Source organism: Pyxidicoccus sp. M6, from assembly GCF_055568925.1.
The window spans coordinates 4,712,323-4,734,049 of the sequence record NZ_CM145714.1 but is presented as its reverse complement, the minus strand read 5'-3'; the positions used below and the strand labels follow the sequence as shown (position 1 = coordinate 4,734,049).

Genomic DNA, 21,727 nt, shown 5'->3' with positions numbered 1-21,727 from the left:
ATCCGGCCACGCAATGGGAATCACCCCCAGGGATGATGGACAGGAGCGGAGCCGCTGTCTGCCTTCTCCGCCCGGAGCGGCAACTCCACGATGAACGTGGCCCCGCCGCCCGGAGTGTCCTCCACGGTAATGGTGCCCCCGTGCATCTCCACGATGACCCGGGCGGTCCACAACCCCAAGCCCAGTCCACTGTGATGCCGCGTGGACACGGCCCGCTCGAAGCGCTCGAAGATGCGCGCACGGTCCTCGGGCCGAATCCCCATTCCATGGTCCACGACGCCCAGGCGCGCCGTGTCTCCCTGCCTCCCGAGGTGCACCTCCACCGCCCTCCCCTGCCCGTACGTCGCCGCGTTCCGCAGGAGGTTCGTCAACACCTGTCCCAGCCGAGCCGGGTCCACGTTGCCCAGCAGCCCGCGCTCCGCATGCACCTCCAGGGACATCCCCGCGCGCTTCAACTCGTCACGCACTTGGGCCACCGTGTCCAGCACCAGCGCGCCCAGGTCCGTCTCGCCCAATGACAGTTGGAAGCGGCCCGTGGTGATGAGCGTCACGTCGAGCATCCGCTCCAGCAGCACATGCAGCCGCCGCACCTGGCGCCCGGCCGCAATCAATCTCTCGTGGACGTGCGCCCGTGACTCCTCGCTGAGTCCCTTGTCGATGAGCTCCAGGTTCAGCCGGAACGCGGCCAGCGGCGTCTTCAATTCATGGCTCGCGGCGGAGAGGAATTCGTCCCGCGCCCGCACCGCCTCGCGCAGCGACGCCTCCAGCGCCTCGTGCGCCGCCACCTCCTGGCGCACGCGAGCCAATTCCAGCGCGGACCGCACCCGCGCCCGGAGCTCCCTCGCGCTGAAGGGCTTCACCAGGTAGTCGTCCGCCCCCGCCTCCAGCCCCTCCACCGTCGCGTCCTCACCCACGCGCGCGGACAGCAGGATGATGGGCAGCGTCCGCGTGCGCGCCTCCGCCCGCAGCTCGCGCACCAGCGCCAGCCCATCCAGCCCCGGCATCATCACATCCGACAGGATGAGGTCCGGCCGCCACTCATGCACCCGAGCCAGCGCCGCGCTCCCGTCCCCCACCGCCTCCACCCGCGAGCCGACCTGGCGCAGCAGCCCGGTGACGTACTCGCGCAGGTCCGCGTTGTCGTCCGCCACCAGGATGCGCGCACCGGCGAGCACCGAGCACTCACCCGACGGGACGTCGAGCACCACCGGCGACTCGGATGTCTCCCCGGTGGGAAGCGACCAGCGCCGCGCCTCCTCGACGAAGGGCGCCGCCTCGGAGGCCACGGGGAGCAGCACCACCGGGTCCACACGCGGCCCCTGGGACACGGGGAGCCGCACCGTGAAGGCGCTGCCCTCGCCCATCCGGCTCGCCACCCACACCGTGCCGCCGTGCAGCCTCACCAATTCGCGCACCAGGGACAGGCCGATGCCCGTGCCCTCGTGGCTGCGGCCCCGCGTGGCCCGCACCCGGTAGAAGCGCTCGAAGAGGTGCGGGAGCGCGTCCTCGGGGATGCCCACGCCGGTGTCCTTCACCGAGAGCACGGCGACTCCGTCCTCCCAGCGCAGCGACACGTGAATCTCTCCCTGGTGCGTGTACTTCACCGCGTTGGAGAGCAGGTTGAAGACAACCTTCTCCCACATCTCCGGGTCCACGGGGACGGGCGCGGGCAGCGGCGGGCAATCCACCTTCAGCTTCAGGCCCGCGTGCTCCGCGGCCGGAAGGAAGGCGCCCGCGAGGCTCGCGGTGAAGGCCGCCAGGTCCGTGGGGACGAGCGCCGCCTGCGCGCTGCCCGCCTCCAGGCGCGAGAAGTCGAGCAGGCTGTTCACCATCCTCGACAGGCGCAGCACGTTGCGCCACACCATCTCCAGCCGCTCGCCCGTGAGCGGCTTCGACACGTCCGCGCGCGCGTCCTCCACGGGCCCCAGCAGCAGCGTCAGCGGCGTGCGGAACTCGTGGCTCAGGTTGGAGAAGAAGGCCGTCTTCGCCCGGTCCAGCTCCGTCAACACCGAGGCCCGGCGGCGCTCGTCCTCGTAGGCCGTCGCGTTCGCGATGGCCGCCGTCACGTGCTCGCTCACCAGCTCGAAGAAGGCGCGGTACCGCTCATCGAGCGCCCGCCGCGGACTGACACCGGCCACCAGGAAACCATGGGCCTTGTCCGTGCCCGCCTTCACCAGCGGCAGCACCACCGCCGTGTGCGCGGGCTCGGGACACGTGCCGCCCGGGAGCGTACCGAAGCGCGGCAGCACGTCCGTCACCACCTCCAGCTTGCGCGTCCGCAGCGCCCGCGCGAGCGGCCAGCCCGATGCGTCGCCCGGCTCACGCAGGTCCACCTCGGTGGGCGCACCGGACTGTCCCGGAGACAGCCCCGCGCAGGCCGCGAGCCGCGCGCGGCGTCCGCCCCCCTCGTTGAGGTAGAGCAGCGCGAACGGCAGGTCCGTGGGGTTCTTCGAGCAGATGGCCGCGGCCACCTCGAGCGCTCCATCCACCGTCCTCGCGTCGGACACCTGTCGCGCCAGCGCGCGCAGCGTGGCGAGCCGCCGCTCTCCCTCCACGCGCTCCGTCGTCTCGGCCACCACCGCGAGCATGCCGCCGACGCCGCCGGACTCGTCGCGGATGGGGCTGTACGCAATCGTGAACCAGGCGTTCTCCAGGTAGCCGCTGCGGTCCAGTGGAATGAGCAGGTCTTCCAGGCCCACGGACTCGCCCCGCCGCGTCCGCTCGAACAGCGGACCGACGACGGGCCACGACTCGGGGAAGATGTCCCGCGCCGGCGTGCCCAATGCGGCCGGGTGCTTGTTGCCGATGATGGGCCGGTAGCGGTCGTTGTAGAAGAAGCGGAACTCCGGCCCCCAGGCGACCACCATCGCGAACGTCGACGGGAGCATCATGCTGATGGCGGTGCGCAGGCTCTGCGGCCAGGACGACACGGGGCCCGTCGGCGTCCGCCTCCAGTCGGTGGAGCGCATGAGCTCCCCCGCCTCGCCACCGCCTTGCAGGAACTCCTCGCCCGACACTCGCGGGAGGTGGGTGCCCACGACACGCGGCTTCAGTGGGACCTCCGGCGCCGCCACCGCCGGGAGCCGGAAGGAGAACCGGCTCCCCTGCCCTGGCGTGCTCTCCACGTGAATGTGCCCACCGTGGGCCTCGACGATGCCCTGGGCAATCGGCAGCCCCAGGCCATGGCCCTCGCGCCCCTTCTGCGTCGTGTGCCAGTGACGCTCGAAGATACGGGGCAGCACGTCGGCGGGAATGCCGGCGCCGGTGTCCTCCACCGTGAAGAACACGCCGCGCGCTCCGTCGGCGCGGGCCCGAAGCGTCACGCGGCCGCCCTCGGGAGTGAACTTGAAGGCGTTGGACAGGAGGTTGGAGAGCGCCTGGAAGACGCGCTCCCGGTCGCAGGGCAGGAGCGGCAGCCCGGGCGCCGCGGCGGTCGTGAAGCTGAGCCGTTTCTCGTACGCCAGCGGCTCGAAGGCCTCGCGTGCCTCGCGCACCAGGTCCTCGGGCGCATGGGTCTGCCGGTCCAGTGACAGCGTCCCCGAGTCGATGCTCGCCAGGTCCAACAGGTCGCCGATGAGCCGGCGCATGCGCCCGGCCGCACGCCGGATGGAGGCGACGTGCCGGCGCGCGGTGGTGTCACGCCCGTCGCTTCCGAGCGAGCGCTCCAGCAACTCGACGGCCGTGAAGACAGACGTGAGGGGCGTGCGCAAATCGTGGCTGACGACGGCGAGCATCTCCTCGCGCGAGTGGGTGGCCCGCTCCGCCTCACGCAGCAGCCGCGTGGCCTCCTCCGCGTGCGCGCGCTCCGCGGCGAGCGCCTCCTGCCGCTGGCGCGCCAGTGTGAGCTGCCCGTTGACGCGGGCGAGCAGCTCGTTCGCGGAGAAGGGCTTGACGAGGTAGTCGTCCGCGCCGGCCGTCAGCGCGTCCACCGTGGCCTCCTCGCCGGCGCGCGCGGACAGGAGCACCACCGGCGTGGTGCGGGTGCGCTCGTCCGCGCGCAGCTCGCGCAGCAGGCCCAGCCCGTCGAGCCTGGGCATCATCACATCGGAGAGCACCAGGTCGGGCGGACGCGCGCGCGCCGCGGCCAGGGCCTGCACGCCATCGCCCACCGCCTCCACGTGCCAGTGCGCGGACAGCAGCCGCACGAGGTAGCCGCGCATGTCCGCGTTGTCATCCGCGACGAGGATGCGGGCGCCCGCCAGGAGCACGGGAGGCACCACGGCCCCGGACGCACCCTCCTGAACCTGGGCCGGCGCGGGGATGCTGCTCCACTGCGTGGCCTCCACGAGGAAGGCCGCGGCCCCGGTGGAGACGAAGGGACGCGCGCCTTCCGAGTGCTCGCCCGAGGGCAGGTGCGCGGTGCCCGAGGGCAGCGTCACCGTGAAGGTGGAGCCCTGCCCCAACGTGCTGCGCACTCCCACCGTGCCGCCGTGCAGCTTCACCAACTCCTGCACCAGCGCGAGGCCGATGCCGCTGCCCTCATGGCTGCGGCCCTGCGCGCCCTGCACGCGGTGGAAGCGCTCGAAGACGCGCGGCAGCTCGTCGGGAGGAATGCCGGTGCCGGTGTCCTGCACGGCCAGCTCCACACGGTCTCCCAGCCACCGCACGGCCACGCGGACCATGCCCTCCAGCGTGTGCTTGAAGGCATTGGAGAGGAGGTTGAGGACGACCTTCTCCCACGCGGACGGGTCCACGTGGATGGGCTCCGGCAGCGGCGGGCAGTCCACGATGAACTCCAGCCCCGCCACCTCCATGGCCGAGCGGAAGGAGCTGGCCAGGTCCGTGGTGAGCGTGGAGAGGTCCGTCGGCACGAAGTTGGCCTGGGCCCGCCCCGCCTCGATTCGCGCGAAGTCCAGCAGGCTGTTGACCAGCTTCTGCAATCGCAGACCATTGCGGCGGACCAATTCCATCCGCTCGCGCTGGGGCGTGGGCAGCGGATGGCGCGAGTCCACCAGCGCGTCTTCGAGCGGCCCCAGCATCAGCGTGAGGGGCGTGCGGAACTCGTGTGAGACATTGCTGAAGAAGAGCGTCTTCGCGCGGTCCGCCTCCGCGAGGGCCTCGGCGCGCCGGCGCTCCTCCTGCCACGCGCGCGCGTTGGCGATGGCCGTCACCACCTGGTCGGCCGCGAGCCGGAAGAAGCCCAGGTAGCGCTCGTCGAGTCCGCGCCGGGGATTGGCGCCGCACACGAGGAAGCCGTCCACGTGCGGCTGCCCCGGCCGCGACAGCGGAAGGCAGACAGCCGAGTGCGGGACGACGCCCCGCCCCGGCTCCGGCAGCGACACGAGCCCGCGGACGACGACGGGCTGCCCGGTGCGCGCCACCTCCGCGAACGGCCAGCGTCCCTGCTGAGGACCGTCTTCCGTCAACACGAAGCACTCGGGCGCCTCCGGTCCGTCGCCGCTGAAGTCACCCGAGGTGGCCACCTGCCGGGCCTCCTCGCCGCCCTTCTCCGCGAGGAACACCCGGCAGAACGGCACGTCCGCGGTGTTGCCCCCCAGGATGCGCGCGGCCACCGCGCAGGCCTCCTCGGCGGACCGCGTCTCCGCGAGCGCGGTGCCCAAGTCACGGAGGACTCGGAGCTGGCGCTCGTCCTGGACCTGCGCCGTGGTCTCCTGGCACGTCACGAGGACGCCACCCACCTGGCCCGTCTCGTCGGGCACGGGGCTGTAGGAGAAGGTGAAGTACGTCTCCTCGAGGTAGCCCTTGCGCTGCATGGGAAGCAGCAGGTGCTCGTTCCAGGTGGCCGCCCCGCCCGCGCGGATGCGCTCCGCCTGCGGGCCGATGATGTGCCAGATTTCCGCCCACACCCGCGCCCCGGGCGCGCCCAGCGAGCGGGGGTGCTTGTCCCCGAGGATGGGACGGTAGGCGTCGTTGTAGAGCTGGATGAGCTCCTCGCCCCACCAGAGGAGCATGGGGAAGCGGCCGCCGAGCACCAGTCCCAACGCGGTGCGCAAGCTGGAGGGCCACGTCTCCACCGGCCCCAGCGCGGTGCGGGACCAGTCGACGGAGCGCATCAGCGCCCCCATCTCACCGCCCACCGCGAAGATGTCCTGGACCGAGTCGTTCTTCATGGACCCCGACGTGCTCCTGGTGGCGCTGCTGCGATGAAGGGCGGGGACCCTCGTCCTAACAACGCGGAGGACGCGCATGGGCGGCTTTCGCCGTGCATGGCGACAATCGGTGCACTGGCTGACGGCTCGGGCTCCAGAAGGCCGGTCAGGGGCCCCGGCGCATGTCCACTGGCACCGGGAGTATCCTCCCGCTCACGCACCGGACCGCCTCCTCCCTCCGGCGCGCCTGCGAGGACACATGCACCTGGACGACTACTGTCGTTACGACGCGGTGGGGCTGGCGGAGTTGGTTCGACGCAAGGAAGTGACACCCGAGGAGTTGTTGCAGGCCACGGTGGCGGCGATTGCGCGCGTCAATCCGCGCATCAACGCCGTCATCGACGTGCGCGAGGCCGACGCGCGGAACACGCTGAAGCACGGACTGCCCGAGGGCCCGTTCCGGGGTGTGCCCTTCCTGGTGAAGGACCTGGTGCTCCACACGGGCGGCATGCCCACGGACCTGGGCAGCCGGCTGGGCAAGGGCATGGTCTTCCCGCAGGACACCGCGCTGGCCGCGCGTTACAAGCGGGCCGGCCTGGTGACGGTGGGCCGCACCAACACGCCCGAGTTCGGCAACAACGCCAGCACCGAGCCCGTGCTCCACGGGCCCACGCGCAACCCGTGGAGCCTGGAGCGCAGCTCGGGAGGCTCCAGCGGCGGCTCGGCGGCGGCGGTGGCGGCGGGCATCGTCCCGGTGGCGCATGGCAATGATGGCGGCGGCTCGCTGCGCATCCCCTCGTCGCTGTGCGGTGTCTTTGGAATGAAGCCCACGCGCGGCCGCATCTCCATCGGCCCGGACATGGGCGAGGCGCTCAACGGCATGGGCATCGAGCACGTCCTCTCGCGCACCGTGAGGGACAGCGCCGCGATGATGGATGCCACGTGCCAGCCGGAGCCGGGCGACCCTTACTACGCGGCTCCGCCGGAGCGGCCGTTCCTCGAACAGCTGAAACACAAGCCGCGCAAGCTGCGCATCGCGATGTCACGGACGGCGGTATCCGGCGTACCGGTGAGCCCGGATTGCATCGCCGCCCTCGAGGATGCGGCGCGACTGTGTCAGGAATTGGGCCATGAGGTGGTGGAGGCGGGCTTCACCTACGACGCGGGGGCGCTGAACTCCGCGATGACGACGGTGTGGGCGGTGGCCCTGGCCGGCTGGTCCCAGGTACTGAGCGCGGTGCTGGGACGTCCGCTGGGGCCGGAGACGATGGAGACCACCACGCTGGAGGTGGCGCGCTACGGCGCGAGCCTCACGGTGGCGCAGCACCAGATGGCGCTCGCCACGTTCAACCAGGTGTCGCGCATCGTGGGCGCGTTCTTCGTGGACTACGACGTGCTGCTGACGCCCACGGTGGCGGTGCCGCCGTACAAGCTCGGCGTGCTGGATACGATGCAGCCGAGGGCACCCGAGGACTGGTACGCGTATGTCTTCAGCCTGTGCCCGTTCACGGCTGTGTTCAACGTCACCGGCCAGCCGGCGATGTCCGTGCCGCTGTATTGGAACCAGGAGGGCCTGCCGATTGGCGTGCAGTTCGCCGGGCGCTACGCGGACGAGGCGACGCTGTTCCGCCTGGCCGCGCAGTTGGAGGAGGCCCGCCCGTGGGCGGGGCGCCGGCCTCCGGTGCACGTCACGGCGGCGTGAGCGGGTGACGTCAATCGCAGTCGTAGTTGGGCGGAGTGCCTCCATCCGGTACGGGGATGGGGGTGGGCCCGCCCTGCTTCGCCAGCGCCTCGCCGCAGTCCAGTGACGCCTCGCCGGAGAGGGCGCGGTAGAGGACGCATGAGGCACGCTCGACGAAGAAGGCCTGTCGCGGCCAGTCCGGCCCGTGCGCCGTGAGCAGGGCTACGGCGTAGCGGCCTCCGTCCGGCAGCCGGACGATGCCGACTTCGTTGAGCACGTTGTAGCGCGCGTCATCCGAGCAGCAGCCCGGAGGCAACCAGCCCGCCTTGTGCCGCAGCGTCGCCTTCGCCGGGGGCGGCAGCAGCGTGCCGAGCCAGCCGCCGCAGCCTTCGCGCCGAGGCAATTCCATCCAGCCGAGGAGGCGCGAGGTGGGGCCGGGCTTCAGCAACTCACCGCCGTCCAGGCGCTGGAGGAAAGACACGGCATCGGCGGCGCAGAAATAGTTGTCATTGTCGAGCGCCCGGGGCGAGTTGGTGGCGCGGCGAGGCTTGCCGTAGTTCCACTTCGTGATGGCGGTGTTCAGGAAGCCCAGCGAGCGCAGATAGTCATTGATGGCGTCCGGCCCGCCCACGGAGTCGATGACGAGGCCCGTGGCTTCGTTGTCGGAGGTGCGGAAGACCTTCTCCGCCAGCGGAGCCACCTTCGCCGTGTCCACCTTCTTCAGCGCGGCGGCCACCCAGAACACCTTCGCCGAGCTGGCCGAGACATGCGGCACCGTGTCACGAGTCCCCGCGTACTCCCCGGTGCGCAGGTCCTTCACGGCGATGGCCACATCGGCGCCAGGGGTGAGGCGCGCGGCCTCCTGCACCAGCGAGTCCACCACGGACTGGAGCGGCACCCGCGTGCCCGCATCGGGAGTGCCCTGAGCGGCGGCGTTCGCCGCGATGAGCAATGACACACAGAGGACGGTTCGCATCATCCAACGGGTTGTAGTGCGGGTTAGACTGCGCGTCGAATGTCCTCCGCTCCCAAGCTCGTCGTGGTGGTGCTGGCACTCCTGCTCCTGCCCTTCCAGGGCTGGGGGCGTCCTCCCGCGAAGGCGAAGCCCTCGGGCAACCCATGGGTCATCATCCTCTCCAGCGAGGGCCAGCGCGCAGACGTGGAGGCGAAGCTCGACCCGATGCGCAAGGCGGGTGCCTTCGCCTGGGTGAGCCCGGCAGAGGGGTTTCCCAAGGTCATCGAGTCCTCCACGCTGCCCGGCCTTGCCTCCGGACTGCAGTATCCGTACGGCGGATGACGTGCTGCGGGGCATTGCCGGGTTGAGCCGTTCGGGTCATCCCTCGACGGATGCAGAAGAGGGCCGAGAAACCGGAGTGGCTGCGGGTCGCCGAGGAGTTCGAAGCGAGCGGGCAGACGCAGCGAGAGTTCGCCGAGGGCCGCGGACTGCGGCTGAGCACGCTGCAGTCGTGGGTGTACCGGCGTCGGCGCCAGGTGAGTGCCGAGGCGGAGCCGCCCGTGCGCCTGCTGCCCGTGCAGGTGAGTCCTCCCCTCAGGGCCGAGGAGGTGACGGTGGAGGTGCTCACCGTCGGCGGGGCGCGCGTGCGGTTCTGTCCCGGGACGGACGTGGACTACGTGGCGCGGTTGGTGGCGGCGCTGGGGCGCACCGCGTGCTGACGCTGCCGGCCTCGGTGCGAATCCTGCTGGCCACCTCTCCGGTGGACATGCGTAAGTCGATTGATGGGCTCATGGCCCTGGTACGCACCTCGTGGGGCGAGGACGTCTACTCCGGGCACCTCTTCGCCTTCGTCAGCCGGCGGGGCGACAGGGTGAAAATCCTCACCTTCAGTCGGGGCGGCTTCGTCCTGTACTACAAGCGCTTGGAGACGGGCCGCTTCCGGCTGCCGCCGGTGGACGCCGACGCGCAGTCGGTGCCGCTGGACGCCACGCAATTGGCGATGCTGTTGGACGGCATCGACGTGGCTCAGGTGAAGCGCCAGCCTGCCTGGACTCCCCCGGGGCGTCCAGGTACCTGAGCACGTCACGTGGCGAATGCCCTACCCGGGGCGGTGTTGAGCCCAGGTGCCGCGAGAGCTGCCCCTCGACCATTTCTGCCCCTGGCGCGAGGAAGCCGAGGAGCTCAAAGCGCGCCTGACCTCGTTGGAGGGGAAGATGGCGGCGCTGGAGCGCCACGTCTTCGGACGCAAGGCGGAGCGCCTGCCGCCGGTAGCGGCCGAGCTGCGCGCGGACGCAGCGAGCGCGCAGGCGCAGGCGACGCGGGACGAGGCGGCGCTGAAGAAGCGACGCGAGCGCGCGGCCCGCAAGGCGGAGGAGGCGCCCACGCGCGAGATTCGCCACGCCGTCCCGGCCGAGGAGCGCCACTGCCCCGCGTGCGGCAGCGAGGACTTGAAGCCGCTGGGCAAGGGGCGCACCACCGAGGTGTACGAGTACATACCCGCCCGCTTCGAGCGCCAGGTGCACGTGCAGGAAGTCCTCTCGTGCAAGTGCGGCCAGGGCGTGGTGACGGCGCCCGCCCCCGCCAAGGTGGTGGACAGAGGCGAGTACGGCCCGGGCTTCCTGGCGCACGTGGTGACGTCCAAGTGCGCTGACTCCATGCCCCTGCACCGGCTGGCGCAGCGGATTGAGAGAGGCGGGGTGCCGATGAGCCGCAGCACCCTGACGGACCTCTTCCACCTGTCCGCTTCGGTACTGCTGCCGCTGTCCCGCCACCTCTTGCAATGCATTGCGTCCGCCGAGGTGGTGTGGGCCGACGAGACGCCGCTGCGCGTGCTGGACGTGAAGAAGACGAAGTTGGGCTACCTCTGGACGTTCCTCACCCAGAACGAGAAGGGCCAATGGCTCATCGGCTACCGCTTCAGCATGGGCCGCGGGGGCAGGACGCCCCTGGACGTGCTGGGCGGCACGACGGGCGCGCTCGTGGTGGACGGGTACACCGGCTACAACCCGGTGACGCTGCCGGACGGGCGCACCCGCGTCGGATGTTGGGCGCATGCCCGCCGTCGCTTCTTCGACGCGCTCGCCACCGCGCCCGAGGCGCGCGAGGCCCTGGACCTCATCCTGGCCCTCTACCGGGTGGAGGCCCAGGCGCGCGAGGCGGACGTGGTGCGCACGGCCGCCCACCGCGAGCTGCGCCAGCGGCACAGCGTGCCCGTCCTCGCGCAGTTGCGCGCCTGGCTGGAGACGCAGGCCCCACGGCATCCGCCCAAGGGGCCACTGGGGCAGGCCATTTCCTACGCGCTGAAGCAATGGGACGCGCTGAGCCGCTTTGTCTCCGATGAACGACTCCCGTTGGACAACAACCGGAGCGAGGGTGCCCTGCGAAAGGCAGCTCTGGGCCGCAAAAACTTTCTCTTCGTCGGCCACGAGGCCGCGGGTGAGAACCTCGCCGGACTCTACGCGCTGGTAGCCACCTGCGAGGTCAACGACGTCAACCCCGAGGAGTACCTGGCCGACGTGCTGCTGCGCGTGCAGACGCACCCCCACTCGCGCATCGGCGAGCTGCTGCCCCACGAGTGGAAGCGCCTGCGCGCCGCCGACTCCTCCTGAGCACCCTCGCTCAGCTCCATCCCGTCCACCTGCTCACGCCCTGGGACGTCGTGCTGCTCGCGACCACTGCCGAGCACAGCACCCGACCGTCTTCAAGCGGCTCGGCACGGCGTTCGCCGGACGGATACGGACTGCATGTGCTGGTGCTCGGGGTCTGCGGCTCACGCGCGGAGGCCGACACCTTCCGGACCCGCGTCCAGCCCATGGTGGAAGACGTGTACGTGAAGCAGCTCGCCGGCCCCGTGCCCCTCGCCTGCCCCAAGCCCGTCAACGTCAAGGCGGCGCTGCCCCGGGACGCGGAGTTGCTCGGCTCCTTCAGCTTCCCGGGGACATCAGCGCTGGCGCTCACCGTCCACCGGGTCAACCGGCGCTCCGAGGAGGAGTGCGAGACCAGCGACCTGGTCCTGCGCGTGGTGCAGGGGAAGGCGGTGCTGGCGGAGGAATGGATGGAAGGCCGGTGCGTGGGGGCCTGTACGAAGGAGGCGAAGGAAGAAGGCGCGAAGGACCTCGCGGCGGCAGAGAAGGCAGTCGAGGAAGGCGAGTCCCGTACCCTGCTCGACTTCGACTACACCGGCTGCCAGTCCCTCCAGCCCGAATTCCATGTGGCGTTGCCCTCACTGGAACGCCCCGTGCTCCTGGTATCCAGCCAGCACCACTACTCGGAGGACGCGGTTGGCACCTATGGCCACATCGCCAGCATTGGCTGCGGGAAGTTTGTCCTCTCGGAGCGATTCAACGGCAGCGGCAGGTTCTCCATGAATCCGGACTTCCACACGGCGGAGGCACGGCCCGTCCAGCAGGGCCGGGATGCCTGGAAGCGATTCTCGCTCGCCATGCCGGCCCGCGATGCGAAGCCGGGCGAACCGCCGTCCGTGTTCGCGAATGTGCAGTGGGACGACACCGGCTGCGCGTGGAAGGTCAGGGAGCTCGAGGAGTGAGGCGTAGCCACAAAGTGGCTACGAGATGTCCGGTGTTCTTGGAACATGAGCCGTGTAGTGCTACTCGCGGCCCTGAGTGAAGTTGCCCATCAACGTGGGGCGCCAACGCTCGATTCATCTGACCGGGCAGTACTAGTCTTCAAAATCAAACTCACGAGCGAGCCTCGCTCGAAGCCCACGCAGTGTTTGCACGCCAATAGCAACCTCTCTTTGGATTATTTCCATCACAGCGCCAAGTGATGGGCTCTCCCTACTCAGTCGACGGGCGAGTTCGAACAGTCCTTCATAGGCGACGGGCTTCAAGGACACCAAACCGCGGCGCACATACCATCCACGTGGCTGCCCATAAATCCGTGAAAACGACGCATAGAAGTGCTTAGAAGAAAACTCGCCGCTCTCCGCGTTAACCCTCTCGCGAAGCAAGTCGACATCCACGGGGCGGTCCTCCTCCTGAAGTATCACCTCGATACGACTCGCAAGGGATTCCACATCCAAGCCTTTGAATGCCAGATGGGCAACTGTAAAAAGGGCCGAATCTACTCGCACGATTCGACCATTCGTTCGGAGCAACTCCATGTTCATGTGAGCAACCGCCTCTGACGCGTTCACGCGAAGCGCTATCTCACCTACGCTAAGCGGCTCGCCCGCATCTTCAAGAGCCCGTACGATGGCCTCACGGGTTGATACGCGTGGCGCCGCCGGATCGAGCTTGACCGTTTCCGATAAAGATCGCCCCTCAAAGTAGAGCCCCTCCTCCTGTCCCATCTCTCGCACTATGTGGCGTAGAATCCAGTACTCAACCGTCGCCAACTCCGGCAACTCAAGATAGAGCTTGCGAAGATTTTCATTCTCGACCCCCCGAGACTCAAGTGCCTTGCGAACGACTTGAATACACTCACCAACATTCACCTCGCTCAAACCTGCAAATGCCAAGTGCCTATAAATACCCCGACCTCCCCATGCCACGTGCGCGCCGTTTCCAAAGGCAGGATCTGGTCGGTCCTCCACAAGAGGGTGCTCGGCAACTCGGCGGAGATTCACTAGACGCGCGGCGTCTTTCCACCAGAGTCCCTTTGGGAAGTCGAGTAACACATGCGCAATTGCCGTCGTCCGCTTCAATCGCCGAGGTATCACTCCATCGCATGTCTCCTCGAGACGCCCCAAATTTATGAGTTCACTGTAAGCTCGCGAAGCCTGCACCTGCGTCCAACCCTCTTCGGCCATCAGCGCTTCAAGCAACCGCTCCTTCAGAATGGGCGAAGAGTGCTCACAAAAGAATCCTTCCAGTATGCGCTGCCCAACTCCATCAACTACTTGGTGTTCTGCGAAAGCCCCTTCCTCAACACCTGAACAGAGCTCAAGGAACCGGATAAAAAGTGAACGCTCGGAGAATGCACTAGATAGAAGGGGAAATGTGGCACTCAGATCCGCTCCAAGACGTTCACGCACGTTATGCTCAAGCGTTTGGGGGTGAACCCGAATAGATCGACCCAGCACCTGCTTGGCAACTTTTGAATCGATCTGCCGAACACGCTCCCGTGTTACATCCAATTCAACGCCTAAACTTACGAGGGTGCGCTGATGCATCTCCCACCCCCACCGAGCAAGCACCACTCGAGCTTCGCGCGCTTCAAGGGTCAGCACATACTCTTCGAAGTCCTCGGCAAGAGCCCGATCCAGCAATTCAACGGGTAAGAGTTCATTACGCGGCTCAAGCACTACCCTTCGTGAAAGTTCCGCAGCCTCCGGCCTTTGTCCCAGGTCCATGAGCACCAAGGCTCGAAGCTCCGCGTACCGCATCCCCTTATGCTTACCAACTCGCTTGAGACGTGCATCATGGGCAGTCTGACATTTCTCAAGCACATCGACTACATTTTGCGGCGCCAACTCGTCCTCAAACTCCAGCGCAGCAGAGCGAAGCCCGGGGGACATCGGTCCCAAATTGAGAAGCCGGCCCATTACAGCGTCTCCAGTTTCCTAAGGAAGCCAAGCAGGGTTCCATATTGCCGACGTATTTCGTCCCTCTCGTTCGCAGTCAGACACCGAGCATCGTCCATCGTACGCAAAACGCCTCTGTACTTCAGAACAAGAGGCTCGTCGTCAGAGACTGCTTGAGCGTTCGGACCCTCCACTGGTGCAGCAGGAACAACGACCGCCCTTTCTTTCACATGTAGAGCGTTCGTTATGCCCAAATCACTCTTCATACTCACCAGGAGTTCTTCTGCCTCAGACTCTGTATAGGCTGGGAGCACGTCGTATCGACTATCTGAACTCAATCCCCGTGCACTTGGCTCGAACCCAGCCTTGGCAATGAACGTGCGCGCATCCATCAGACACCGGGCTCGAAAAGCAGAGATATCTACCGTGAGTCCAAAAGCCGCCCGAGCGAACCCCATGTATGATTCGAAGTGGGTCGCAATCTGATCGAGACTGATGCCAGGCAACGATTGTTCAAGCTCTTCAATCGCCGGAAGACGCTTCTCGTCCTCCCAGAAAGTGCGCAGCGCATTCATCGCCTGTTCGCGTGAGGTCAGTCGGTACTCAAATCGCTCGATCAACGACAAAACCTGCGCCGCCGTCTTGCTAAATCTCACCTCAATTACATCATCATGTATTACGTCTTTCGAATCGCCAACCTCGAGACTGTCAACATCCAGGGGAACACGACTAACCGCAGCCCGGATCTCCTGGATGTCACGGATGCGTTCCAACGAACCCACAAAGTCAAGAACATGGACATAGTCTTTGTTCGCAGTCTTCCTAAGCCCGCGACCAAGTTGCTGAAGCCAGATTGTCCGGGAGCGTGTGTATCGCAGGAAGACGAGCAGGTTCGTTTCGGGAATATCAATCCCCTCATTAAATAGGTCACAAACCAGTGCATAACGACAAGTCGGCTCCTCCCGGAAGAGCGTCAGACTCTCTCGTCGCTGCTGACCGTTCATCTTGGAGTGCACTAGCGTAGCGCTTCCGGGCGGAAAGAACTGATGTAGATGCTTCATGTGCCCAATGCTGCGGCAGAAGATAATGCCCTTGGGACTTTTGATATTCCGCGATGCGATCGTCTTCTCGAGGATTGACACAATCTGCTCGTCACGTTTATGCAAAAACAGTCGACGGTCGAGATCGGCAATCGAAAGCCCCCGACTCAACCGAGCAATCTGCTGCTCATCAATGTCATCAAGAAGCACCTCATACTTCGGTTGGGCAAGCTTTCGATGTCGCAAGCCCCAAAGCAAATCGTATTTCCCGACGTGCCCTTCTGGGCCCCCAAAGAACTCTTGCACGTTCCTTCCATCCATTCGAAACGGCGTAGCAGTAAGACCAATTAGTACCTGCGGATGAAAATGCTGAATCACCCTCGCATAAGTCCGAGCGGGCACATGATGGGCCTCATCTATAATAATCAGGTCGAACCGAGTCCGCTCTAGCATCTCCAACTTAAGAGAGAACGTATCGAAACTGGCGAAGACGAGGTCCGTTTCCTCTGGATCTGCCCCATCAAAACAAGCTGAGTAGCTCACGTCTCCCATGCCAATCACGTTCTTAAAAGATGTATGCGCCTGAATTAGCAACTCCACCTGATGCGCCAAGAACAGGACACGATAGGGCCTTCGCTCCCCCATCAAGGCCTTCACCAAGTGAGCAGCGGTATACGTCTTCCCAAGTCCAGTCGCCATCTCAATGAGAAATCGGCTCTTGCCTGCCTGGACACTATTTAGCACTTCGTCAATTACTCGCTGCTGGTAGATCCATGGGCGGATGCGCTTGCCGATGTCGGTCCGCTTCTCAATCCAGATGTTTTGCAGGGCGTCGCGATCAACGAGTTCTACACCAAGTCGCAATGCTCGCAGCTTCACCTCTGAGGTGAAGGTAGAGTTTGTCACCAAAGCCATGTGCCTGACTCCGGCGAGCTTCGCTCCTGTATAGAGTTGATTCAGCGCACTTACCTCTACGCGCGTGCCCTTCGCTCGGTGCTTGACTTCGATAGCGAAGCGCCGATCATCCTTTCGTCCAAAGATGTCAACCCCTCCATCTCCGTAGCGATATTCCGATCCTGGCGTCGTCACCTCAAGGTCTTGCCAACCGGCCTGGGCAAATACATCTCGAACAAAAAACTCAAAGTCACGATCTGAGAGCGCGTCGATGTCACGGAATTCATTGATCAAATGATTGCCCCCACCAGCAGACTACCAAGAGCATTGATTTTCCCCCACCGAACGTGGCCAATTGGCATTGCCTGTGCATGAATATACAAAGATTGGCTCCCTTGGAGAATGTCGGTATCTATGCGACCTTACTGGGATAGCTGAGGGTTGTAGTACTGCAGACTGCCGAGACTCTGCGGCCTTGCGTTCCCACGTCTGCTCCAGGGCTTGATTGATGCACTCAGTGGGGTGGGTCTTCCAGCGGGATGGCCGTTGGCCCCTTCCATCGAGAGCGCCTTGTTCTTCGGCGGGATCAAGTCTTCCTAAACGAAGGATCGTGATTCTCGCTCGAGTTTGGAGGGAAGGCGGGCACGGAGCCGACGAGAAGAAGTGGCAGGGGCACTCCTCGTTCGGCTCTGTGTGCGCAGCCCCCCTGAGTGCGAGAAGGCCCTGCCCAGGGGCAAGGATAGGGTTCGTCTGACTAGGAGCGTGTGGCGGTAACGGGCTCGCGAGCAGGTACCGGACGGCATAATGGCCGCGCCGCCGCTCTGCTGGGGCAGGCCGCTACGCGGCCGCCACGTGGAAGAGCTTGAGCAGGTTGTGGGTGGCGCAGATGAGCGCCCACTCTTGCTGCGCCGCCTGCAGTCCCCGTCGAAGCAGAGCACGGATGCCACGTGCCTCTTTGATTTGTCCAAAGACGGGCTCCACGATGGCCTTGCGCATTCGGTACACCTCTCTGCCTCGAGTCGTCGCCAGCTTACGGGCCATCCGCTGCCGCGGGGTGAGTCCCGCGGGCGGACGGCCTCTCACCTTTGCCTGCTCTTCTCCGTGCTTCTGGCGGCCGGTGGCGATGTATGGCTCGACGTCCACCGACTCCAGCCAGCGGACGTTCTGCGCAGAGAAGGTATGCGCTGCACGAGCCCCGTCTTCCGTGAGCCGGGAGGTCGGCGCAAGCTGACGGGGTGAACGGAACCCTTTCAGCGCGGCGACGACTGCTCTTCGGACGAGGTCGCGAGCGGCTCCGGGACGGTGAGCTCCCCCACCTCCGCGTCGAGTTCGGCGGCCATGAGGCGGGCTCGCGTGGCGGACCAGTACTTGGGAGCCAGCTCCAGGTAGCGCTCGCGGGGCCAGTGGGCCAGCACGCGCAAGAGGTCTCTCAGGTAGGCCTCGGGGTCGAGGCGGTGCAGCCGCGCGGTGGCGATAAGGGTGAAGAGGTGGCCGGCGCTCTGGGCGTGGTCATCACTGCCGACGAAGAGCCACGCCTTTCTTCCGACGGCAATCCGCCTCAACTCTCTTTCGGAGCGGTTGTTCTCCAGCAGCAGCCGGCCGTCCTCGAGTGTTGATGGTCTCCAGGATGCGCTGATTCCTGGTCATCGGTCGCCCTGAGTTCCCTGACTTCGTGGCCGACACCGCCGGCGCGTGCAGCCAAAAAGTTGAGGGGTGGGGAGTGCGCCGGTGGAGTCCGCGGTCGCGCGCGTCCTGAAAAACGGAAGGCCCACCAGCGACACCTGGAGGGCCCTCCTGGAGGCGCGCCCTGGTGTGCGAGAGGGGCGGGCCGGTGAGGGAGGGGTAGCGCACTCCGGGGCACGGCGCCAGAAGTCGGCGCGCGCGGGAGGCTGCGCGTGGAGTCGCTGCGGTTGGCGGTGTGCGGGCGGCCGGAGTGTCGGCGGCAGTTCCAGCTGTGCACCGGGTGTGACCGGGGCCAGCGCTACTGCGAGCGGGCCTGCGGCAGGCGGGCGCGCGCGGAGTCGGTGCGTGCGGCCGGGCGGCGCTACCAGCGCACGCGGGAGGGGCGGCATGCCCACGCCGCGCGCCAGGCCGCGTACCGGGAGCGACGCAGGAAAGTGACGCATCAGGCTCCCCCGGGGGTGGCCCGGGAGGCGACGGTGCCACCCGCGCCGGTCCAGGCCACCACGCAGGTGACCGCGGAGCCGAGCGCAGCGAGGCCACCTCCGCATGCACTGCCGTCTTCTCCCGCCTGCACGTTCTGCGGGCGCCCCAGCCCCTTTCTGCGTCACACCACCCTGGCGCGCACGCGAGTGGGCCCGCGCTGGCGGCGCTCCCCTCCCTGAGGAGGCGCGCGGATGATTGCCCCGGAGGTACGCGCCCGCATCCGCCGGCTGCACTACGCGGAGCACTGGCCGGTGGGCACCATCGCCACGGAGTTGGGGCTGCACCACGACACCGTGGAGGCGGCCCTTGAGGACGCGCAGGTGGCCCCCGCCGACAGGAGCACGGTGAAACCCACCGTGCTGGGCCCCTACACGGACTTTATCGACGCCACCCTCAAGGCCCACCCGCGCCTGAGGGCCACGCGCCTCTTCCACATGGTGAAGGCCCGTGGCTACCCGGGCGGCTACGAGCAGGTGAAGCGCTACGTGCGGCGGGTGCGCCCCACGCCCCACGCCGAGGCCTTCCTGCGCCGCTGCACGCTGCCTGGCGAAGAGGCGCAGGTGGACTGGGGCAGCTTCGGCAAGGTGCAGGTGGGACGGGCCACCCGGACACTCTCCTGCTTCGTCCTGGTGCTGGGCCACTCGCGCGCCATGTACGCGCGCTTCTTCCTGGGCCAGACAATGGAGTGCTTCCTCCAGGGGCACGTCCAGGCCTTCGAGGCGCTCGGCGGCGTCCCACGCAGCCTCCTCTACGACAACCTGAAGTCCGTCGTGTTGGAGCGGGCCGGAGACGCCATCCGCTTCCACCCACGCGTCCTGGAGGCCGCCGGCCATTACCACTTCGCGCCCAAGCCCTGCGCCCCCTACCGCGGCAACGAGAAGGGCAAGGTGGAGCGCACCATCCGCTACCTGCGCGACTCCTTCTTCGCCGCGCGCAGCTTCCACGGGCTGGACGACCTCAACCGGCAACTGAAGCGCTGGGTGGACGAGGTGGCCCACCAGCGTCGGGTGCCCGGCGACGCCTCGGGCCGCACGGTGGCGCAGGCCCTGGAGGAGGAGCGCCCCCGCCTGCTGCCGCTGCCCGCCCACCCACTGCCCACCGACGTGGTGCGCCCCGCCTCCTCTGGCAAGACGCCCTACGTGCGCTTCGATGGCAACGACTACTCGATTCCGGATGGCCTGGTACGCCGTCCCCTCACGCTGGTGGCCTCCCCCACCACGGTGCGCCTCCTCGACGGCGCCGAGGAGGTCGCCTCTCACGTGCGCAGCTGGGACAAGGGCGCCGTCGTCGAGGACGCACGGCACCTGGCCGCGCTGGCGAAGAAGAAGGCCCACGCCCATGAGCTGCGCGGCAGGGACTTGCTGCGCGCCCGCTGCCCACGCGCGGACCAGATGCTCCAGGCACTCGCCGAGCGCGGTGACAACCTCGGCAACCACACCGTGAAGCTGCTGGCGCTGGCAGAGCGGTACGGCTCCGCGGAACTGGACGCAGCACTGGCCGAGACGCTCGAGCGGGGCGCACTCGGGCCCGCCTCCGTCGCCCACGTCCTCGACCAGAGACGCCGTCAGAAGGGGGCGCTCCCGCCGCTGCCCCTGGTGCTGCCAGATGACCCGCGCGTGCGCGAGCAGCGCGTCCCCCAACACTCCCTCAACGCCTACGACGCCCTCCTCGGGGGCGACCCGGAGCAAGCACCATGATGCCCCTGAAAGAACGTCTCACCGCCCTCGGCCTGCGCCACACCAGTGAAGCACTCGATGACCTCATTGCCATGGCCACCAAGCGCAGGTGGGGGCCGACCGAGCTGCTGGAAGTCATCGCCGAAGAAGAGACGAAGGACCGGGCCCGACGCAGCGTGGAGCGGCGCCTGTCGCGCAGCAAGCTCGGCGCGCTCAGGACGATGGCCGATTTCGACTGGGGCTGGCCCAAGCGGATTGACAGGCCGGCCGTCGAGAGCGCCCTGGCCCTCGACTTCATGGCTCGCCCTGCCAACGTCGTCCTCGTCGCGCCCCAGGGGCTGGGCAAGACGATGATTGCCCAGAACATCGCCTACAACGCCGTGCAGGCCGGCCACTCCGTCCTCTTCACCACCGCCTCCCAGCTGCTGCTCGACCTGGGCAGCCAGGACTCCGCGCGGGCCCTCGACAGGCGCCTGAAGCACTACTGCACCCAGGCGGGCCTGCTCGTCATCGACGAGATTGGCTACCTCTCCTACGACGCGAGGAACGCGGACCTGCTCTTCCAGGTGGTGTCGCGCAGGTATGAGAAAAAGCCGATTGTCCTGACGACAAACCTCCCGTTTTCGGAATGGACCACCATCTTCCCCAACGCCGCGTGCGCCATCGCGCTCATCGACCGCGTCATCCACCACGCCAGCATCATCAGCATTGAGGGCGACAGCTACCGCCGACGCGTGGCCGAGGAGTCCCGCGCCGAGCGCAAGGCCAAGAAGGGCTGAACTCCTCCGTGCCCCGCAGTGACCAGCCGGCCTCGCTCTCCCGCTCCGCCTCTGCGGTCGGAGGGCGGGGCCGAGCTGCTTCCGATGACCAGATTTCCGCGCTCCGCGATGACCGCCAACACCTCGAGGAAGCGTCGCAGGGCCTCGCAGTGCCGCACCGCGTAGCCGAGCGCCTTGCGCAACAGGCCGCGCTCCTCCCGCACCTTCTCGTGCTCGGCCTCGGCCCAGGTGAAGAAGGCGTCCACGTGCGGGCGCAGGTGCGCCAGCCGCAGCCGGTGAATCTCCTCGGCAGGCTTGTCCCTCCACGTCGCTTCCAACTCGAAAATGCGGCCGATGCGCGCCAGGCCCTCACGGGCGACGACACTCTTGGCCACCGTCGCCTCCCAGAAGCCTCGGCGGCAGTGCGCCCAGCACGCCACCTCGTGTCTCACCTCGGCCTCGCCGTCCGGCGGCTCGTCCTCGGCGGGACGGAAGAGGGCGTCGTAGACGCTCTTGGCGTCGGCCTGCACGTACCCGCTGAAGCCCTTGAAGAGCTCCAGCACCGCGGCGCTCGTCTCGCGCGGCGTGTACTCGAAGAAGACGGCGTCCTTGTCCACCACCTGCACGAAGTAGTGGCCCCGCCGGCACGCCTGGCGCTGGCCTTCGACGGGCACCGGCTGCACCGCCACGCCCGTGGCATCCGTGGCGATGCAGAAGGCGGTGGCGAGCGCCTCGTCGCGCATGGCGGCCACCACGGTGGTGCCTACCGTCGCCCCCATGTCCTCCATCCACCGGGCCATGGTGCCCCGGTCCACCGGCACCCCGTCGCGCGCGAAGCGCTGCTCCAAGCGGAAGAGCGGCAGCCCCTCGCAGTACTTCCCCGTCACCAGGTGGGCCAGCAGCGACGGCGCGGCCAGGCAGCGGAAGAAGAGCTCCGGGGGCGTCATCGCCGACGCCAGGAAGACCTCACCATCGGCGTCCACGGTGCGGTACTTCACCCGGGCGATGACGAGCCGGCGCAT

Annotated in this window: 15 protein-coding genes; 8 read left to right on the top strand and 7 right to left on the bottom strand. The window is 67.3% G+C overall.

Going from position 1 to position 21,727, the window contains the following annotated elements:
• Positions 1 to 20 precede the first annotated feature (20 nt).
• A complete protein-coding gene (locus ACVTJA_RS18830; protein ID WP_465837942.1) occupies positions 21 to 6,071 on the bottom strand; it encodes an ATP-binding protein in 6,051 nt (2,016 codons plus the stop codon).
• Between the two features lie 238 nt (positions 6,072 to 6,309).
• Here ACVTJA_RS18830 and ACVTJA_RS18825 point away from each other — a divergent pair, with 238 nt between their 5' ends.
• Positions 6,310 to 7,752: an amidase gene (locus ACVTJA_RS18825; protein ID WP_465837941.1), complete on the top strand. Its 1,443-nt coding sequence runs from the start codon at positions 6,310 to 6,312 to the stop codon at positions 7,750 to 7,752.
• Between the two features lie 10 nt (positions 7,753 to 7,762).
• On the opposite strand, the gene ACVTJA_RS18820 is transcribed toward ACVTJA_RS18825, so the two are convergent.
• On the bottom strand, positions 7,763 to 8,710 hold the full coding sequence (locus ACVTJA_RS18820; protein WP_465837939.1) for a serine hydrolase: 948 nt from the start codon (positions 8,708 to 8,710) through the stop codon (positions 7,763 to 7,765).
• Between the two features lie 36 nt (positions 8,711 to 8,746).
• On the opposite strand from ACVTJA_RS18820, the gene ACVTJA_RS18815 reads away from it, so the two are divergent.
• The 5 genes from ACVTJA_RS18815 (at position 8,747) to ACVTJA_RS18795 (ending at position 12,233) form a co-directional block, all read left to right on the top strand.
• Positions 8,747 to 9,028, top strand: a complete 282-nt coding sequence (locus ACVTJA_RS18815) for a hypothetical protein (RefSeq protein WP_465837937.1) — start codon at positions 8,747 to 8,749, stop codon at positions 9,026 to 9,028.
• 50 nt (positions 9,029 to 9,078) lie between these two features.
• Positions 9,079 to 9,405: an IS66 family insertion sequence element accessory protein TnpA gene (gene tnpA, locus ACVTJA_RS18810; RefSeq protein ID WP_465829020.1), complete on the top strand. Its 327-nt coding sequence runs from the start codon at positions 9,079 to 9,081 to the stop codon at positions 9,403 to 9,405.
• Entirely contained in the window at positions 9,399 to 9,764 is a 366-nt protein-coding gene (gene tnpB, locus ACVTJA_RS18805) for an IS66 family insertion sequence element accessory protein TnpB (RefSeq protein ID WP_465829018.1), read from the top strand. Before tnpA ends, tnpB begins: the two co-directional genes overlap by 7 nt.
• A gap of 58 nt (positions 9,765 to 9,822) precedes the next feature.
• Entirely contained in the window at positions 9,823 to 11,295 is a 1,473-nt protein-coding gene (gene tnpC / locus ACVTJA_RS18800; RefSeq protein WP_465840439.1) for an IS66 family transposase, read from the top strand.
• Positions 11,296 to 11,432: 137 nt separating this feature from the next.
• Positions 11,433 to 12,233 (top strand): hypothetical protein, encoded by an 801-nt coding sequence (locus ACVTJA_RS18795; RefSeq protein ID WP_465837935.1) that lies wholly within the window; start codon positions 11,433 to 11,435, stop codon positions 12,231 to 12,233.
• 132 nt (positions 12,234 to 12,365) lie between these two features.
• Here ACVTJA_RS18795 and ACVTJA_RS18790 read toward each other — a convergent pair whose 3' ends face one another.
• From ACVTJA_RS18790 to ACVTJA_RS18775, 4 genes are all read right to left on the bottom strand, one after another.
• Positions 12,366 to 14,192 carry a sigma factor-like helix-turn-helix DNA-binding protein gene (locus ACVTJA_RS18790; protein WP_465837933.1) on the bottom strand — a complete coding sequence of 609 codons (1,827 nt, stop codon included), beginning with the start codon at positions 14,190 to 14,192 and terminating at the stop codon, positions 12,366 to 12,368.
• Entirely contained in the window at positions 14,192 to 16,399 is a 2,208-nt protein-coding gene (locus tag ACVTJA_RS18785; RefSeq protein ID WP_465837931.1) for a DEAD/DEAH box helicase family protein, read from the bottom strand. Before ACVTJA_RS18785 ends, ACVTJA_RS18790 begins: the two co-directional genes overlap by 1 nt.
• Positions 16,400 to 16,942: 543 nt before the next feature.
• A complete protein-coding gene (locus ACVTJA_RS18780; RefSeq protein ID WP_465837930.1) occupies positions 16,943 to 17,248 on the bottom strand; it encodes a transposase in 306 nt (101 codons plus the stop codon).
• Positions 17,249 to 17,355: 107 nt separating this feature from the next.
• On the bottom strand, positions 17,356 to 17,667 hold the full coding sequence (locus tag ACVTJA_RS18775; protein WP_465837929.1) for a transposase domain-containing protein: 312 nt from the start codon (positions 17,665 to 17,667) through the stop codon (positions 17,356 to 17,358).
• A gap of 795 nt (positions 17,668 to 18,462) precedes the next feature.
• Here ACVTJA_RS18775 and istA point away from each other — a divergent pair.
• Positions 18,463 to 19,968: an IS21 family transposase gene (gene istA / locus ACVTJA_RS18770; protein ID WP_465837927.1), complete on the top strand. Its 1,506-nt coding sequence runs from the start codon at positions 18,463 to 18,465 to the stop codon at positions 19,966 to 19,968.
• Entirely contained in the window at positions 19,965 to 20,726 is a 762-nt protein-coding gene (gene istB / locus ACVTJA_RS18765) for an IS21-like element helper ATPase IstB (RefSeq protein WP_465837925.1), read from the top strand. Before istA ends, istB begins: the two co-directional genes overlap by 4 nt.
• On the opposite strand, the gene ACVTJA_RS18760 is transcribed toward istB, so the two are convergent.
• On the bottom strand, positions 20,669 to 21,727 hold the full coding sequence (locus ACVTJA_RS18760) for an IS66 family transposase (RefSeq protein ID WP_465837924.1): 1,059 nt from the start codon (positions 21,725 to 21,727) through the stop codon (positions 20,669 to 20,671). The two genes, istB and ACVTJA_RS18760, sit on opposite strands and share 58 nt — an antisense overlap.